Genomic DNA, 13,840 nt, shown 5'->3' on the forward strand with positions numbered 1-13,840 from the left:
CCCGCGACCTCGTCCTCTACGCCTGCGCCTTCATCGGGAGGGCTTCACGGCTGGCTCATGGGGGTCGACCTGCTTCCTCGTACTCACGCGACGGTCGTCGCGTGTGACTGGCCCGGGGACGGAGTCCGGATCGAGCAGCGCGCGCAGGGCTCCGGTGTCGAGCGGCCCCGGGACACGTAGTGCCCGGGGGAACGCCGACCGGCGCTCCGCGCGATGCAGGCAGTCCGCGTCGGGGTGCAGCCACGCACCGCGACCGGGCAACCGATGTCGTGGATCGGGATCGACGATCCCGTCCGCGGCCACCACTCGCAGGAGTTCCGACGCCGAGGCCCGTGAACGGCAGCCGATGCAGGTGCGCACCGGGCCCCGATCGTCGTCCCGACGATCACGATCCGGCGCCACCCCACGACTGGGCTCGCGGGTTCGGGCCACCGGTCACTCTACCGCGCCGCTCGACGGCTGCTCGACCCGCTCCGCCTCCGGCCTCTCCTCCGGCTCCCCGTCCGGCTCACCGTCGGGCTCCGGCTCCTCGTCGTCGAGGGGCAGCGCCTCGGCATCCGAACGGATGTCGATGCGCCAGCCGGTCAGCCGCGCGGCCAGGCGGGCGTTCTGCCCCTCCTTGCCGATCGCGAGGGAGAGCTGGAAGTCCGGGACGACGACGCGGGCGGTGCGGGCCTTCGGGTCCACGACCGTCACGGACACGACCTTGGAGGGCGAGAGCGCGTTGCCGACGTACTCCGCCGGGTCGTCCGCCCAGTCGATGATGTCGATCTTCTCACCGTTGAGCTCGCTCATCACCCCGCGCACCCGGGCCCCCATCGGCCCGATGCACGCGCCCTTGGCGCCGAGCCCGGCGACGGTGGACCGCACCGCGATCTTCGACCGGTGCCCGGCCTCGCGGGCCACCGAGACGATCTCGACGGCGCCCGACGCGATCTCGGGCACCTCGAAGGCGAACAGCCGCCGCACGAGGTTCGGGTGGGTCCGCGAGAGCGTCACACCGACCCCGCGCGGACCGCGGTTGACCCCGACGACGTAGCAGCGGATCCGCGCCCCGTGCTCGTAGCGCTCGCCGGGCACCTGCTCGGCCGCCGGCAGCACGCCCTCGATCGACCCGATCTCGACCACGACGACGCCCCGGGCGTTGGCCCGCGCGTCGCGCTGGACGACGCCGGCGACGACCTCGCCCTCCTTGGCGGAGAACTCCCCGTAGGTGCGCTCGTGCTCGGCGTCCCGCAGCCGCTGCACGACGATCTGGCGTGCCGTCGCCGCGGCGATACGGCCGAAACCCTCGGGGGTGTCGTCGTATTCCCCGACGACCTCGCCGTCCTCGGTCGTCTCCGGCACGAGCACGGCGACCTCGCCGGTCTTGCGGTCGACCTCGACCCGCGCCTTCGGGTGCTCGCCGCCGTTCTGCTTGTAGGCGGTGAGCAGCGCGGTCTCGATCGCGGAGAGCACGGTCTCGAACGGGATCTCCTTGTCCCGCTCGATGGCCCGCAGCGCGGCGATGTCGACCTTCACGACCGGTCCTCCCGTCCCTGCGCCCCGGCCTCGTCGCCGGTCGCCGCGGCCACCAGAGCCTCGACCTCGGCCGGCGGTGCCGGCTTGAACTCGACCTCCACCACGGCCCGCCGGATGTCCGCGAGCGGCACCCGGTGCAGCACCGGGCCGCGCGGGGTGCCCTCGGCCAGGGTCACCGCGGCGCCGTCGTCGGTCCCGGCGTCGTCGTCTCCCGCGGCGCCGACGGGACCGACCCGCGCGGTGAGCGTGCCGCCGTCGGTGCGCGTGACCTCCACCCGACGCAGCCACGCCCGCCGCCAGTGGTGCGGGCGCGTGAGCGGCCGGTCGGTGCCCGGCGTCGTCACCTCGAGCGTGTACTCGCCCTCGGGGGTGGTGCCCTCCCGCTGACCCGCGTCGATCGCGTCGAGGACGGTCGACAGCTCGCGACTCACCCCGGCGACGGCGTCGAGGTCCGGGCTCGGCGCCGGCGGGTCGTGGGGGCCGGGGACCTCGGCGGTGTCCACCACGACGCGCACGACCTGGCGCCGCCCGGCCGGGCGCACCTCGAGGTCGTCGAGCACGAATCCGGCGGCCTCGACGACCTCGACGACGGTGGGGCGCAGGCGCTCGGCGGCCGTGCCGTCACGGCCGTCACTGCCGTCACGGCCGTCGCGACCGGCGCGCGCAGGGGACGTCCCTGGGGACAACGGGGCTCCTCACGGGGCGGGCCCGCCGCGGGCGACGCGCGGGGCGCACCGGAGGCGATCCCGGTGGCGTCGGAGCGCCGGCGCGGACGGGTGGAGGCGGATGGCGCCGGGGTGCCGGCGCGCAGTGGTCCAGGGTAGCGCTCGCCCCCGGCGGGACCGGCCGGTGCGGGCGCGTCGGGCGGGGCGTCCGCCCGCGGCTGGCAGACTGGCCGGCCGTGGTCGCCGCCGACACCGCCGACGCCGCCGGACACGGCGCCGGCCCTCCCCCGTCGCGTCCCGCGCCGTCACGCCGCACCGTGCTGGCGGGCGCCGGGGCGCTGGTCGCCGTCGCCGGGCTCGCGGCGGCCGGGTGCGCCCGCGACGAGGGCCCCGACGAGCTCGAGGCGCCGCTCGCGGCCGCCCGCGCGGACGCGACGGCCGCGGCCGCCGCCGTGGCCGCCTTCCCGGAGCTGGGGAGCAGGCTCACCCCCGTCCGCGACGCGCGCAGCGCCCACGCCGACGCGCTCGCCGCGGAGGTCCGGCGGGCGCGCCCCGACCGCACGGAGGCCGTCGACGCCCCGACCGGACCGGGCGTCCGCCCGGCCCCGGCGCAGCCGCCGGCGAGCGCCGCCGCCGCGGTCACGGCCCTGCGCGGCTCGCTCGGCGCGGCCCGCGACGCCGCCGGCGCCCTCGCGCTGACGACGGCGTCCTACCGGTGCGGCCTGGTCACCTCGGTCGCGGCGAGCTGCGCCGGGTACGCGACGGTGCTGGCATGACCTCACCGGCCACGCCCGCGCCCACCCCCGGACCGGGGTCGCTCGACGAGGACCTCGCGAACGCCGTCGTCACGGCCCTGGGCACCGAGCACGCCGCGGTGTGGGTCTACGGGCTCGTGTCGGCGTTCGTGCCGTCCTCGGCCGGGGCCACGGTCACCGCCGCCTCGCTCGCCCACCGCGAGCGTCGCGACGCCGTCGTCGCGCTGCTCGGGCGCGCCGGGGTGACGCCGCCGCCCGCGGCCGCCGCGTACCGCCCGCCGTCGCCGGTGACCGACGGCGCCTCGGCCGCGGCGCTCGCCGTGATCGCCGAGGACGACGTCGCCGCGGCCTGGCGTGCGGTCGCCGAGCGCACCGAAACGCCCGACGACACCGAGCTGCGCCGCCTCGCGCTGGGCGCGGTGACCACGGCCGCGACGACCTCGGTCACCTGGCGGCAGCTCGCCGGCCGCACGCCGCTCGTCCCCGCGTTCCCGGGGGACGGCACCGCGACCTGACCCCGCGCGGGTGCGGGGCCCTACCGGAGGGCGAGGCCCGCGCGGGAGATGCGGTCGAGGGCGTCGCCGTCGGTGTAGGCGGGGTCGATGCCGTCGGCCTCGGCGACGACCACACGGTCGCCGAGCTGCGCCGACGCGTAGCCCTGGCCGGTGAGGCCCTCGGGTGCGCCCGGGTAGCCGCGGCGCTCGCGCAGGAGGTCGCTGATGTTGCCGGTGCCGTCGCTGTCGACCAGGGACCGGAAGGCGCCCGCCGTGTTCGTGTCGGCCAGCTGCACGGTGGCCACGGCGACGACGATGTCCTGGCCGTCCGCGGTCGCGGACCACAGCGAACGGTCCAGGTGGCGGCACGGGCGCTCCCGCAGGAACGCCGCCGCCTGCCGGTAGGCGTGGCCGTCGCAGGACGCGTCGGAGGTCGCGACCTGGCGGGTGAAGGTGATCCCGTCGACCACGCGGGTCGCGGTGGGGTCGGGCTCCGGGGAGCCGCCGGTGGCGGCCCGCCCCACGAGGACCGCGATCCCGAGCGCGACGAGGAACGCGGCGACGGCGGCGACGGTCAGGCCGCGCCAGCCCCAGACCCAGTCCGGCAGCCGCCCGCCGTACCGGGAGCGCGCGGCGCGTCCGGGCGCGGAGACCATGCCGCCGATGGCCCCGCCCCGCGGCGGGCCGGAGGACTCGGGGGCCGAGGCGGGCAGCCGGCCGGTGGCCGGGAGGGGCGTCCGGCCCGACGAGCCCGGGGACGAGTCGCTGCTGCGGGAGGTGGGGACCGGCACCGGGGCGGTCTCGGGGACCGCGCCGGCCTCCAGGGCCGGCGTGCCCGGGGCGAGGAACCCGACCTCGGCCAGCTTCGTCCCGTCGGGGACGTGGTCGCCGAGACGGAAGGCCGCGAGCAGGCGGCGCACGTCCTCGACGTCGATCACGCGGAAGGAGCCGACGGGGGCGGTGAGCGCCGTGCGGGTGGCGCCGATGCCCGCCTCGTCGTCGCCGACGGTCGCGAGCACGCGCCGGGGGGCGCCGCACGCGGGGTCGGGCAGGGCGAGCAGGCGGTCGAGCTCGTCGGCGGAGTCGCGGGCCGTGGGCGCCACGGCATCGGGGCCATCGGGGGCATCGGGGGCATCCGGGGCGACGGAACCGCCGGAGCCGCCGTGGCGGGCGCGGGGCAGGCCGGTCGCCGGGGTCGCCAGGCCCGCCCGTCCCCCACCGGCGGCGACGGCCTCGCGTGAGGCGTCGCGCGCCAGCTCGCGCTCGCCCGCGGTCAGCGCCGCCAGGCCGAGGACGCCGTCCGGGCGCAGCACGATCGCGTCGAGCGCCCCGTCGGGCCCGCCGGGCAGTGCCACCACGACGCCCGGGACGGGCGCACCCGCCTCCGCCTGCTCGAGCAGGCCGCGCACCCGCGTCACCCGCTCCGGAGCGATACCGAGACGGGGATCGGGGGCCAGGACCAGCATCCGATCCTCCACGTTCGGGGGACATGGACCGTGCTCAACGTAGCCGAAGGGGTCACGATCCGATCACGACCCCCGGCCCGGCGTGTGGTCCCGCGCGCGGGACCCTCAGCGCGACAGCCGCCGCCGTTCGCCCATCCGCGCCACGATCGGGACCGCGACCCGGGCGAGCGCCGGCAGCGCCGCCGACGTCCGCTGCAACGCTGCACGCCAGCCCGGCACGGTACGCATCGCCCGGCGGGACCCGAGCAGCCCCATGGCCGCGTCGACGACCTCGTCGACCGAGAGCAGCCGCGTCCCGGTGAACAGCAGGGCGGCGCTGGGCCGGTGGGCGACGTTGCTGACCAGGGTGGTGTCGACGACGTCGGGGCACAGGGCCCGGATGCGCACGGGGCGGCGGGCGGCGGCCAGCTCGATGTCGAGGGCCTGCGAGTAGCTCAGCGCCGCGGCCTTGCTGGCGCCGTAGAGCGCGAAGCCGGGCGTCGGGCCGAGCCCGGAGAGCGAGACGACGTTGAGGACGTCGCCGCGGCGCATCACCTCGACCGCGGCGCGGCTGCCGTGCACGACGCCGAGGGTGTTGACCTCGAAGGTGGTGCCGACCTCCTCGTCGGTGGCCTCCCACGCGGGCGCGGTCGACAGGACCCCGGCGTTGTTGATCCACACCGTGACGTCGCCGAGCCCGGCCGCGGTGCGCGCCACGGCGCGGTGGGCCGCGGGGTCCCGGACGTCGAGGGGCAGGGCGGTCGCGGGCCCGTCGAGGGACTCCGCGGTCGCCTGCGCCGCCGCGCCGTCGACGTCGGTGACGACGAGGTGGTGGCCCCGCGCCGAGAGGGCGGCGGCGAGGGCCGCCCCGATGCCCCGGCCGGCGCCGGTGACCACGGCCACGGCGACGTGTCCGCTCCTGGAGTCCTGTCCGGGCTGCTGCACGGCGGCATCCTGCACCCTCGGTCCCGCCGGCGGCGGGCCCTACCCTCCGTCGGGTGTACAGCGAGGAGATCGAGGTCCGGACCGGCGACCGGGAGACCGTCCGCGACATCACCGGCGAGTGCACGCGGTTCGTCGCGGGCGCCCCGTCGCCGGACGGGCTGCTGCACGTGTTCGTGCCGCACGCCACGGCCGGGGTCGCGATCATCGAGACCGGCGCCGGCAGCGACGACGACCTGCTCGCGCAGCTGCGCGAACTGCTGCCCGCCGACGGCCGGTGGTCGCACCGCCACGGCTCGCCGGGCCACGGCCGCGACCACGTCCTGCCCGCCCTCGTCGCCCCGTCGATGTCGGTCCCGGTGCTGGACGGCCGCCTCGCCCTCGGCACCTGGCAGTCGGTGTGCCTCGTCGACACCAACGGCGACAACCCCTCCCGGAAGGTGCGGCTGAGCCTCCTGGGCGGCTGAGGTCGTGTCAGCGAAGTGCCGTCACAGACACTCAGCGTCCGTATCGGTACTTCGATCACCCGAGGCTCGGGGTCAGTCGGCGGCGAGCTCCGCCAGTCCCTCGGCGCTCGTGGCGTGGTCGAGCGCCAGCGCCGCGGCGCCGTGCAGGGCCCCGTCGTCGCCGTGCACCGCGTCGAGCACGGGCACCGGGTGCTCGCGCCGGAACGCCATGAGCCCGCGCCGGTAGGCCTCGTCGAAGCCCGGGGCCGCACGCAGCCCGCGGGCGAGGCCACCGACGACGACGACGTCCGGGTCGTGCACGTTCACCACCCCGGCGACGCCGCGCGCCAGCACGGCGCCCGCGGCCCGCACCGCCCCGACGGCCGCGTCGTCGCCGGCGGCGCACCGGCACAGCACGGCCTCCGCGTACGAGCGGGGGTCGGTCGGCGCCGGGTCGCCCAGCAGGCGCGCGAGCGCCCGGCCGTCGACCTCCGGGCCCCAGCAGCCGCAGGCCCCGCACGCGCAGGGCCGCGACGGGTCGCCGAAGGGCAGGTGGCCGTACTCCCCCGCGGCGCCGTGCGCGCCGAGGTGCGGCCGCCCGTCGAGCAGGAGCGTGCCCCCGAGACCCACCTCGACGGTGAGGAAGACCGCCGTGCTCGCCCCGGCCGCCGCCCCGGTGCGGGCCTCGGCGACCCCGGCGAGCGTCGCGTCGTTGCCCACCCGCAGCGGCACCGGTGTCGGACCCAGGCACCGCGTCACCGACCCGAGGTCGACGGCGTCCCACGCCAGCTCGGTGGCGTGCACGAGCCCGTCGTCGCTGCCCGGCGCGGGCGCGGCGAGCCCCACGGCGACAACGTCGTGCCCGGCCGCGACCCGCGCGACGGCCCCGCACAGAGCCTCGGTGACGGCGGCGGGGTCACGGTCGTGGCGGGCGCTGACGACCCCGGTGACCTCGCCGTCGAGCCCGGCCAGCCCCACGCGCCAGTCCTCGTGGCGCACGTCCGCCGCGACGACGCGTGGGCCGTCGGGCGCGGGCTCCAGCGTCGTGGTGGGCCGCCCGCGGCCCTGGACGGGGGCGCGGTGCTCGCACAGCCAGCCGGCCTCGCGCAGGCGCGTGACGGTCTCGGTGGCCGAGGCGCTCGACAGCGCGAGCCGGCGCCCGAGCTCGACGCGGGTGATGCCGGGCGTGCGCCGGACCTCGTCGAGCACCTCCGCGCTGGTGCGCCACCGGTCCACGCGGGCGCGACCGGGCTCACGTCCGATCTCCGTTGACGCGGTCATGGTCCCGATTATGCTCGGAGAACGAGAATAATGGCCACCGAAGCTCCGGGAGGACCTGCCGTGACACTGCACGCCGAGGCGCCCGCCCGTCGGGTGACCTGCGGTTTCACCGCCGTGCTCCTGGACATGGACGGCACTCTGGTCGACTCCGACGCCGCCGTCGAGCGCTCGTGGTCCACGTGGGCGCGCCGCTGGGGCGCCGACCCCGCGGCCGTGCTCGCCGTCATGCACGGCGCGCCCGCCGAGGTCACCGTGCGCCGGGTCCGCCCCGACCTCGACGAGGCCCTGGTCGCCGCGGCGACCCGTGACCAGCTCGAGGCGGAGTGCACCGACCTCGCCGACGTCGTCGCGGCGCCGGGCGCGCACGAGCTCGTCGCCCACCTCGACGCCACCCGCACGCCGTGGGCGGTCGTCACCAGCGCGGACACGAAGCTCGCCCGCGCCCGTCTCGGCGCCGCCGGCATCGAGGCCCCGGTGCTCGTCCCCCGCGAGATGGTCGCCGAGGGCAAGCCGGCCCCCGACGGCTACCTCATGGCCGCCGACTTCCTGGCCGTCGACCCCACCGACTGCCTCGTCGTCGAGGACTCGCCCGTCGGCGTCGCCGCCGGGCGCGCGGCGGGCGCGACCGTCGCCGGCCTGCGCGGCGCCCCCGGCGACATCCCGATCGACACCCTGCACGAGGTCGTCCCGACCCTGATCGCCCAGGAGGTGACCGCATGACCCCGCCGACCTCGACCGAGACCGCGCCCGCCACCCGGGCGGAGATCACGGAGACCGCACCGTCGCGCGGCCCACGCGTCCCGGCGGGCGTCAGCCTCGCGGCCCTGTCGCTGGGCGGGCTCGCCATCGGCACCACCGAGTTCGCGAGCATGGGTGTGCTCCCCGGCTTCGCCTCCGACCTCGGCGTCTCGGTCCCGACGGCCGGCACCGCGATCAGCGCCTACGCGCTCGGCGTCGTCGTCGGCGCCCCGCTGATCGCGCTGGTCGGCGCGCGGTGGCCGCGCAAGCGGCTCGTCGTCGCGCTGGCGGTCTTCCTCGTCGTCGCCAACGCCCTGTCGGCGCTGGCCCCGTCGTTCGTCCCCTTCGTCGGCCTGCGGTTCCTCGCGGGCCTGCCGCACGGCGCGTACTTCGGCACCGCGGCGGTGCTCGGGGCGTCGCTCGTGCCCCCGGCCAAGCGCGCCCGGGCGCTCGCGACGGTCATGCTCGGGCTGACGATCGCCAACATCATCGGCGTCCCGGCCGCGACGTGGCTGGGTGAGGCGTTCGGCTGGCGCAGCGCCTACGTCGCGGTGACGATCATCGCGCTGATCACGGTGCTCGCCGTCGTGACCCTCGTCCCCCGCCCCGTCGACGACCGCGGCGGCAGCATCTCCGGCGAGCTCACCGCCCTGCGGCGCCCGCAGGTGTGGCTGACCCTCGGCGTCATCGCGGCCGGGTTCGGCGGGCTGTTCGCGGTCTACAGCTACATCAACCCGATCCTCACCACCCAGGCCCAGGTCTCCGCGACGACGGTGCCCCTGATGCTCGGCGCGCTCGGGATCGGCATGACCGTCGGCAACATCGCGGGCGGCCGGTTCGCCGAGAAGGCGCCGCGCCTGACGATCGCGATCGCCCTGGTCGTCTACTCCGCGGTGCTGGTCGCGTTCGTCGCCGCCGCGCACGACGCGGTCGCCGCGACGGTCGGGCTGTTCGCCCTGGGCTTCGTCGGCATGTCGGCGGGCCCGGCGCTCATGGGCCGCTTGATCGACTTCGCCGCCGAGGGCCCGTCCCTGGCCGCCGCGAGCTTCCACTCGGCCTTCAACGTGGCCAACGCCGTCGGCGCCGCGATCGGCGGGCTGGTCCTGGCCGCCGGTCTCGGGTACGACGCCCCGGCGGCCGTGGGGGCCGTGCTCCCGCTCGTCGGCCTCGTGGTGCTGGCCGTGTCGGTGGGCCTGGAGCGACGGCAGCGGGTCGGCTGAGCTCTTCGCGTCGCCGGGCGCTGCGCTGATCGGGGTCATTTCCGGCTCCCCGATGCCGGTGGACGTCGCGCTCCGTGAGATCGACGTGGCACCGTCGCCGGTGATCGTCGGAGGAGACCGCGACCCCGAGAGAGCGCCCATGACCACGTCGACGGCGGCCCCGTCCACCCATCCGCTCTGCCGCGACGGGCGTCGGGGCGCCCTCGCCCTGGCCGTCGGCGTCCTGCTGCCGCTGGCCGTCGGCATCAGCCTGAACGGGACCGCCCTGCTCGACGAGCACGTGTGGGCCGCCCGCACGATCCTCCTGCTCCTCGGCTTCGACCTCTTCGCCCTGGTCTACGTCGTGCTCACCCTGCGGACGTTCGGCCGGGTCGGGCCCGAGGAGTTCCGGGCCCGGATGCGGGCCCGCGACCTGCCCGGCCGTCCCGGGGGACGGCGGCGCGCGGCGCCGGTCGGCGCCCCGGCGTTCGCGCTGGAGGCCACGCTCGTGGCGCTCGCCGCGGCGCTGGTGCTCCCGCACGTCGACGGGATCGTCGTCTCCGATCTGATCCTGGCGCCGGTGACCCTGAGCATCCTGGTCAGCTCCTGGGCGCTGTCGATCGCCGCGTACGCCCTGCACTACGCGCAGCGGGATCTCGACGAGCCCGGTCTCGAGTTCCCGGGCCGGCGCACCCACGACTTCGCCGACTACCGCTACTTCGCCCTCGCCGTCGCGACGACGTTCGGGGCGACCGACGTGGCCATCGTGACGCCCGAGATGCGCCGGGTGGTCAACCTGCACACCCTGATGACCTTCGTCTACAACTCGGTGATCGTGGCCCTGCTGGCGTCGTTCCTCATCCACTGACCCCGCTGAGCTCGGCGACCACGGTGTCGACCGGCACCTCGCGGCGCTCGCCGGAGGCCCGGTCGGTGACCTCGACGACGCCGTTGGCGAGCCCGCGCCCCACCGTGAGCGTGGTGGGCATGCCGAGCAGCTCGGCGTCGGCGAACTTCACGCCGGGCGAGGCCTTGCGGTCGTCGAGCAGGACCTCGAGGCCCGCCGCGGCGAGGCCGTCGGCGATCGTCGTCGCGGCCTCGGCCTGGGCCGGGTCCTTCCCGGCGATGACGATGTGGACGGCGTAGGGCGCGACCTCGACCGGCCACACCAGGCCCTTCGCGTCGGCGTGCTGCTCGGTGATCGCGGCGACGGCCCGGGTGACGCCGACGCCGTAGGAGCCCATGGTGATCGTGGCGGGCTTGCCGTCGGCGCCGAGCGCCGTGAGGCCGAGCGCGTCGGCGTACTTGCGTCCGAGCTGGAAGATGTGGCCCATCTCGATGCCGCGGGCCGCGACGAGCGGGCCGCCGCCGTCGGGCGAGGGGTCGCCCTCGCGGACCTCGGCGGCCTCGATCGTCCCGTCGGGGGTGAAGTCACGGCCGGCGACGAGGTCGACGACGTGGCGTCCGTGCTCGTCGGCGCCCGTGACCCAGGCGGTGCCCGTGACGATGCGGGGGTCGACGAGGTACCGGACGCCGTTCTTGGCGAGGCCCACCGGCCCGATGTAGCCCTTGGTGAGGAAGGGGTTCGCGGCGAAGTCGGCGTCCTCGAGCAGCGCGACCTCGGCGGGCGACACGGACGCCTCGAGGCGCTTCATGTCGACCTCGCGGTCGCCGGGCACGCCGACGCCGAGCAGTGTCCACTCCGTCGCGCCCGGGAGCTTCGTCTTGACCATGACGTTCTTCAGCGTGTCGGCCGCGGTGAACGTCCGCCCCAGGCCGAGACCGTTGACGTGGTCGACGAGCGTCTCGATCGTCGGGGTGTCCGGGGTGTCGTGGACGACGGCCTCGGGCTTGTCGTGGACGGGCTGCTCGGGCGGCGCGGGCGTCGTGACGGCCTCGACGTTGGCGGCGTAGCCGGTGGCCGGGCAGCGGACGTAGGTGTCCTCGCCGGACTCGCAGGGCGCGAGGAACTCCTCGGACGCCGACCCGCCCATCGCCCCCGACATCGCGGAGACGATCTGCACCTCGAGACCGAGGCGGGCGAACAGCCGCTGGTAGGCCACGCGGTGCGCGTCGTACGAGGCCTGCAGCCCCTCGTCGGAGAGGTCGAAGGAGTACGAGTCCTTCATCGTGAACTCGCGGCCGCGCAGGATGCCGGCGCGGGGCCGCTCCTCGTCCCGGTACTTGGTCTGGATCTGGTACAGCGTGATCGGGAAGTCGCGGTAGGAGCTGGTCTCCCCCTTGACCATGAGGGTGAACATCTCCTCGTGCGTCGGCCCGAGGAGGTAGTCGGCCCTCTTGCGGTCCTTGAGCCGGAAGAGCGCGTCGCCGTACTCGGTCCAGCGGCCCGTCGCCTCGTACGGCTCGCGGGGCAGCAGCGCCGGGAAGTGGACCTCCTGGCCGCCGATCGCGGCCATCTCCTCGCGGATGATGCGCTCGATGTTCTCGAGGACCTTCATCCCGAGCGGCAGCCACGAGTAAATGCCGGGCGCGACGCGGCGCACGTACCCGGCGCGCACCAGCAGCTTGTGGCTGATCACCTCGGCGTCGGCCGGGTCCTCGCGCAGCGTGCGCAGGAACAGCCCGGACATCCGCGTGACCCCTCGTGCCATGTTCCGAGCGTAACGACGGTCGCGAAGCGGGTTGCGCAGGGCGGCGCCGGGATCGTGGCGTGGACCTCGAGGCCGCCCGCGCCGTGATCGCCGACGGGCCGCGGTGTGTCGGGCGGCTCCCGGACGGGCGATGTCCTGGCCCCGACCGAGGTGCTCGGGTGGGGACCGCGCGCGGCGGCCCATGATCCGTCCAGGTGCTCCTCTGACCCGATGTCATCGGGTGGGAGGAGCACCTGGAGCGATCATGCTCCTCAGCGGCGGAGCAGGACGTCCGGCGAGGGCGTGGCGGCCAGTACCGCGCGGGGTCCCGGCCCGCCGGGCGCGAGCACGACCCCCCGGAGCACCGGTGGCGCCGCGGCCCCGTCCGTGGCGACCACCGCGAGCTCGCCCGGCGCCGGTCCGGTCGCGGACGGCACGACGAGCAGCTTCTGGGGCAGGTTCGCGTCCCGGACGAGGCCGGCCAGCCAGCTCGTCGCGGCGGCGAGCTCCGGAGGGGCCAGGGGCGCGGCGAGAGCGAGGCCGACGTCGGGCTCGCGCAGCAGCCGCTCCCACGGCGCCAGGGCATCGCGCACGCCGACGGGACCCGTCGGCACGGCGAGCACCAGGAGCTGCCGGTGCGCGCGGGTGTCCGCGAGGCGCTGCCAGACGGCGGGCGTTTCATCGATGCCGGCGACCGGGAGCTCGAGGGCCGGGAGCACGGGGCGGTCCGCCGTGTCGAACGGGGCCGCGGCGGCCTCGACGCCGTCGGGGGTGCCGCGCGCCAGGACCACCCGGTGCGCCGGCGCCACCGCGGACCCTCCGCGCGGCAGTTCGGGGCGCACGACGGGTCCGGCGTCCGCCGCCGCCACCGGTGTCGCGTCCAGGATCGACGGGGTCTCGGCGGGCGACACCACCCCCAGCACCGTGAGGAACGACAGGCCCAGGGCGATCAGCCGCGGCACGATCCACACCGCCGCCACCGCGACGACCGCTGCCGCGAAGACGACGAGGACCCGGCGGCGCCGGCGCTTCCTGTCGGCGGCGGCCGCCTCCCGCGCGGCCTCCTCGCGCGCCGCGGACTCCCGCGCCACCGACGGCGACACCGCCTCCGCGCCCGGGAGCGTCGAGACCCGCTCCTGCTCGACGCGCTCGCGCGCTTCCCGTTCGGCCTGTTCGCGGGCTTCGCGGTCGGCCTGTTCGCGGGCTTCGCGTTCGGCCTGTTCGCGGGCCTCGCGTTCGGCCTGTTCGCGGGCTTCGCGGTCGGCCTGTTCGCGGGCTTCGCGTTCGGCCTGTTCGCGGGCCTCGCGGTCGGCCTGTTCGCGGGCTTCGCGGTCGGCCTGCTCGCGGGCTTCGCGGTCGGCCTGCTCGCGGGCCTCGCGGTCGGCCTGTTCCCGGGCCTCGCGGTCGGCCTGTTCCCGGGCCTCGCGTTCGGCCTGCTCGCGCGCTTCGCGCTCGGCTCGTTCAGCGGCCTCGCGTTCCGCCTGCTCGGCGGCCTCCCGCTCGGCCTGCTCGCGGGCCTCCCGTTCCGCCTGCTCGGCGGCCTCGCGGTCCGCCTGCTCGCGCGCTTCGCGCTCCGCCTGCTCGGCCGCTTCCCGCTCCGCCAGTTCCCGCGCCTCGCGTTCCGCCGCGTCGCGGGCGACGTCGTCGTCGGGTGCGCTGCGGGGAGCGGGCGCGAGGGTCACCTCGTCGGGCCCGCCCCAGACGTCGGGGTCCGGATCGGTCTCGTCACGCCGCCACCATCGGGTGCCCGCCACCACGAGGCC

14 protein-coding genes are annotated in these 13,840 nt (G+C 76.6%); 6 read left to right on the forward strand and 8 right to left on the reverse strand.

The genetic code is table 11. The features are described from left to right. Positions 1 to 30: 30 nt before the first annotated feature. The 3 genes from ACR9E3_RS15330 to rimP are packed head-to-tail and all read right to left on the reverse strand — an operon-like array spanning position 31 to position 2,123. The gene (locus ACR9E3_RS15330; protein WP_460381154.1) at positions 31 to 432 is read right to left on the reverse strand and encodes a YlxR family protein; all 402 of its coding nucleotides are present in this window, start codon (positions 430 to 432) and stop codon (positions 31 to 33) included. 3 nt (positions 433 to 435) lie between these two features. Beyond that, positions 436 to 1,521, reverse strand: a complete 1,086-nt coding sequence (gene nusA / locus ACR9E3_RS15335) for a transcription termination factor NusA (protein WP_460381155.1) — start codon at positions 1,519 to 1,521, stop codon at positions 436 to 438. After that, positions 1,518 to 2,123 (reverse strand): ribosome maturation factor RimP, encoded by a 606-nt coding sequence (gene rimP, locus ACR9E3_RS15340; RefSeq protein ID WP_460381285.1) that lies wholly within the window; start codon positions 2,121 to 2,123, stop codon positions 1,518 to 1,520. The genes nusA and rimP overlap by 4 nt, the downstream gene beginning before the upstream one ends. Positions 2,124 to 2,422: 299 nt before the next feature. Between rimP and ACR9E3_RS15345 the strand changes: the two genes are divergently transcribed. Both ACR9E3_RS15345 and ACR9E3_RS15350 read left to right on the forward strand, forming a co-directional pair. After that, the gene (locus tag ACR9E3_RS15345) at positions 2,423 to 2,962 is read left to right on the forward strand and encodes a hypothetical protein (protein ID WP_460381156.1); all 540 of its coding nucleotides are present in this window, start codon (positions 2,423 to 2,425) and stop codon (positions 2,960 to 2,962) included. Continuing rightward, on the forward strand, positions 2,959 to 3,456 hold the full coding sequence (locus tag ACR9E3_RS15350) for a DUF4439 domain-containing protein (RefSeq protein WP_460381157.1): 498 nt from the start codon (positions 2,959 to 2,961) through the stop codon (positions 3,454 to 3,456). The genes ACR9E3_RS15345 and ACR9E3_RS15350 overlap by 4 nt, the downstream gene beginning before the upstream one ends. A gap of 20 nt (positions 3,457 to 3,476) precedes the next feature. Here the strand turns inward: ACR9E3_RS15350 and ACR9E3_RS15355 are convergent, their stop codons facing one another. Together ACR9E3_RS15355 and ACR9E3_RS15360 are read right to left on the reverse strand one after the other, a co-directional pair. Next, on the reverse strand, positions 3,477 to 4,901 hold the full coding sequence (locus tag ACR9E3_RS15355; RefSeq protein ID WP_460381158.1) for a hypothetical protein: 1,425 nt from the start codon (positions 4,899 to 4,901) through the stop codon (positions 3,477 to 3,479). Positions 4,902 to 5,006: 105 nt separating this feature from the next. Next, positions 5,007 to 5,825 carry an SDR family NAD(P)-dependent oxidoreductase gene (locus ACR9E3_RS15360; RefSeq protein ID WP_460381159.1) on the reverse strand — a complete coding sequence of 273 codons (819 nt, stop codon included), beginning with the start codon at positions 5,823 to 5,825 and terminating at the stop codon, positions 5,007 to 5,009. A 53-nt stretch (positions 5,826 to 5,878) separates the two neighbouring features. Between ACR9E3_RS15360 and ACR9E3_RS15365 the strand changes: the two genes are divergently transcribed. Continuing rightward, entirely contained in the window at positions 5,879 to 6,289 is a 411-nt protein-coding gene (locus ACR9E3_RS15365; RefSeq protein ID WP_460381160.1) for a secondary thiamine-phosphate synthase enzyme YjbQ, read from the forward strand. Positions 6,290 to 6,361: 72 nt separating this feature from the next. On the opposite strand, the gene ACR9E3_RS15370 is transcribed toward ACR9E3_RS15365, so the two are convergent. Then, the gene (locus tag ACR9E3_RS15370) at positions 6,362 to 7,549 is read right to left on the reverse strand and encodes an ROK family transcriptional regulator (RefSeq protein ID WP_460381161.1); all 1,188 of its coding nucleotides are present in this window, start codon (positions 7,547 to 7,549) and stop codon (positions 6,362 to 6,364) included. 60 nt (positions 7,550 to 7,609) lie between these two features. Between ACR9E3_RS15370 and ACR9E3_RS15375 the strand changes: the two genes are divergently transcribed. The 3 genes from ACR9E3_RS15375 (at position 7,610) to ACR9E3_RS15385 (ending at position 10,354) form a co-directional block, all read left to right on the forward strand. Further along, a complete protein-coding gene (locus ACR9E3_RS15375) occupies positions 7,610 to 8,269 on the forward strand; it encodes an HAD-IA family hydrolase (protein ID WP_460381162.1) in 660 nt (219 codons plus the stop codon). Then, on the forward strand, positions 8,266 to 9,507 hold the full coding sequence (locus ACR9E3_RS15380; protein ID WP_460381163.1) for an MFS transporter: 1,242 nt from the start codon (positions 8,266 to 8,268) through the stop codon (positions 9,505 to 9,507). Before ACR9E3_RS15375 ends, ACR9E3_RS15380 begins: the two co-directional genes overlap by 4 nt. Positions 9,508 to 9,646: 139 nt before the next feature. After that, positions 9,647 to 10,354 (forward strand): DUF1345 domain-containing protein, encoded by a 708-nt coding sequence (locus ACR9E3_RS15385; protein ID WP_460381164.1) that lies wholly within the window; start codon positions 9,647 to 9,649, stop codon positions 10,352 to 10,354. On the opposite strand, the gene ACR9E3_RS15390 is transcribed toward ACR9E3_RS15385, so the two are convergent. Next, the gene (locus ACR9E3_RS15390) at positions 10,344 to 12,098 is read right to left on the reverse strand and encodes a proline--tRNA ligase (RefSeq protein ID WP_460381165.1); all 1,755 of its coding nucleotides are present in this window, start codon (positions 12,096 to 12,098) and stop codon (positions 10,344 to 10,346) included. The two genes, ACR9E3_RS15385 and ACR9E3_RS15390, sit on opposite strands and share 11 nt — an antisense overlap. A gap of 251 nt (positions 12,099 to 12,349) precedes the next feature. Then, positions 12,350 to 13,831, reverse strand: coding sequence for a hypothetical protein (locus ACR9E3_RS15395; RefSeq protein WP_460381166.1), 1,482 nt, complete (start codon positions 13,829 to 13,831; stop codon positions 12,350 to 12,352). Positions 13,832 to 13,840 lie beyond the last annotated feature (9 nt).

Source organism: Actinomycetospora sp. C-140 (genome assembly GCF_054796175.1).